At 60.9% G+C, this 2,236-nt stretch carries 2 protein-coding genes; both read right to left on the bottom strand.

Features of this window, described 5'->3' with window-relative positions:
- Positions 1–232: hypothetical protein (locus VEK15_18480; GenBank protein HXV62693.1), on the bottom strand; the 232-nt coding region annotated here is incomplete at its 3' end.
- 343 nt (positions 233–575) lie between these two features.
- Positions 576–2,236 (bottom strand): polysaccharide biosynthesis tyrosine autokinase (locus VEK15_18475; GenBank protein ID HXV62692.1); only part of this gene is annotated, 1,661 nt, incomplete at its 5' end.

Genomic DNA, 2,236 nt, shown 5'->3' with positions numbered 1-2,236 from the left:
CGTCGAATGCGGTATTCAGGGGATCCAGATGCTGGACTTCGATGCCGACTCGTGAACCGGTGAGGCGAGAAGCCCCGAACTCCTCCGATTCGATGACACGGACCAGCCTGAGGTAGCGCGAACGCTCCTGCGAGTAGGCGTCGCCTTGGGGCAGGAGGAGGGACCCGGCCATGACCATCAGAACGATGCGGTTTCGAAAGATGTCGATTGCGAGCGCTTGGTGTCGTCTCATGTCACCCAACCCTCCGTTTAGGAGTCGATAATGGAACCCTCAGGGGATCGGCACACGAGAGCCAGCAAACTGGATCCCTGGCCCGAGACGTCCCAAACCACGACGTCAGGCCTGTCGCAGGTTCTCAGTTAGGCGGGTTGGAGAGCGACCGAACTGCAACCGCACAGGTCACAGCATCAACCTCTAGTTTATACGAGGAACGCCCGGCAAAGTCAACCCCGTATTGACTTACGACGATCGAATCGACTCAGCAGGTGATGACAAATTCAGCCCACCCTGAAGGCGGATCGATTACGGGTCCCGCCACGGCATTCAGTACTAAAGAGCCTGTCGAGCGTTCGGACTAAGCGGTCGAGGAGTGTGATTCGCGAGCCAAGTCCTCATTCTCTCGATCGCGCTCGGCTCGATCCGCATCTGTTGGCTGACTGGCTCGGTCGTGCCCGTTTCGCCGGCCGAGACCCAACGGGTTGAAACGCAACATCCCGACGAGTGCTCGACGCGACTTCGGCCCCAGCGTCGCCAGGTGCAAAGCAGCGACGAGCTTCTCCGCCGTCGAAGTCAAGGTGCTCAAGACGCCGTCTCCGTTCGGAGGCTCCGGGTCCGCCGGACGGTCCTCCGAGCCCTCGGTATGAACGAGCCCACCATCTCCGAGCTCGACGTCGTTGAGAACGACGCCGGCGACCCGTCCGTTCTCGCCCGCGATCAGCTCCCTCGCTGCACCCACCATGTCGCTTCGCGAATATCCACTTCGAGTAACGAGCACTACCGAGTCGCATTTGCGAGCCAGGAGCTGCGAATCGAGAACGGGCAACAGGGGAGCCGAGTCGAGAACGACCAGATCGAACTCTTCGGCACATTGCTTCAGAAAGGCGTCCATCGCGGGAGACCCAAGAAGATTCGCCGGAGAGCTTGCAGCCGGCCCGGCGATCATGACGCTGAGCCCGGGGAGCTCGGTGCAGGGGACGACGCAATCCTCGAGGGACTTCGTACCCCGCAACACGCTACTCAAGCCCGCTCTACGCCCTACTTGAAACTCGTCCCGCAAGCTCGCACTGCGAAAGTTGGCGTCCACGAGGAGCACTTTCTTGCCGAGCTGACTCAGGGACGCGGCGAGATGGGTCGCGACGAACGTCTTGCCCTCGCCCTCGGTCGAAGAGGTCACCAGGACCGTTCTTTTTCTCTGTCCTGGCCGGAGCAATAACAAGGCAAGGAACTTCGCGCTCTCGCTCGAGGCCAACGATGCCGGACCCGGTCCCAATCCTGGGCGCGATACGTCACGCGGAAGGAACCCGAGATAGGGCAGACCCACACGCCGCCGGACGTCTTCCGCGGTAAAGAGGCTGGTATCCCTACCGTGGAAAAGGAAGGCGACTCCGACTCCGGTGACGAATCCAAGAATCGCACCTATCCCGAGGTTGATTCTGTGCTTGGGGCTGTAGCGGCGGGTGGGCACGAGCGCTTCGTCCACGACGCGAACCATCATCTGCTGTCTCTCGCCCAGGTCGGCGGAGAGGTCGGTGGCGCTCTGCCGCCTCAGCAGCTGCTCCAAGATCGCGCGCTCGTTGTCCAATTCGGCCTTCACTTGCCGGTAGTCGGCGGTTACCGTGTTCAGATCTCGCGTCCGTTGGCGCTGTTGCTCGAGATCGCTCTTCAGGAGAGCTTCTTCGTGAAGGGCCGCCTCGTAGGTAACCTTTGCCGCGGCAATCACCTGATCCGCCACTTCCCGAATTGCATCATCGAGTCGCTGTTCCACCATCTCCAGGGCTGCCCGAGTTCGTTGGATTTCGGGATAGCTCTCCTTGAACCTGCTGGAAAGCTCCGCATACTGACGCTGAAGATCCGCTCTCTCCCGCTTGAGACCCTGGATCGTGGGGTCGTTCAAGATATCGGGAAGGGACTCGGCATCCTTCTGCTGCAGGCTTCGGTAATGAGCCCATGCCTGGGCTCTCTCCGCTTGCACCTGGGTCAACCTCCTGGTCAGATCCAGTAGTTGCTGGTCGACGA

The sequence above is a fragment of the Vicinamibacteria bacterium genome, from assembly GCA_035620555.1.
Lineage (GTDB): Bacteria > Acidobacteriota > Vicinamibacteria > Marinacidobacterales > SMYC01 > DASPGQ01.
This window is presented reverse-complemented; position numbering and strand designations above follow the sequence as displayed.